Origin of the sequence: Cobetia sp. SIMBA_158 (genome assembly GCF_046566945.1) — a bacterium.
GTDB classification, from domain to species: Bacteria; Pseudomonadota; Gammaproteobacteria; order Pseudomonadales; family Halomonadaceae; genus Cobetia; species Cobetia amphilecti.
Genome location: NZ_JAWJYL010000713.1, coordinates 1 through 254 on the forward strand (window position 1 = coordinate 1; position 254 = coordinate 254).

The 254-nt window shown below is 44.1% G+C and carries 1 protein-coding gene; it reads left to right on the forward strand.

Annotated features, from left to right (window positions below):
• On the forward strand, positions 1–254 hold a 254-nt coding region (locus R2R70_RS21680; RefSeq protein ID WP_410979151.1), incomplete at both ends, for a TonB-dependent receptor plug domain-containing protein.

The following is a 254-nucleotide window of genomic DNA, read 5'->3' on the forward strand; positions in this document are numbered from 1 at the left end:
CGTTCAATTGGTGATTCACCCGTTCCTATTGATATCATAGGTGGCGAAGAGCTAGAAAAGTCAGGTAACACTGACATGCTAGAACTTCTTAAAGGCTCAGTTCCTTCTTTCAACGTTCATCAAAACCCTATTAGTGATGCAGCATCACTAGTTCGCCCTGCTAACCTTCGTGGTTTGCCATCAGACAGCACTTTAATACTTTTAAACGGCAAACGTCGTCACCGTGCATCTGTAATCGCCTTTTTAGGTGGTGG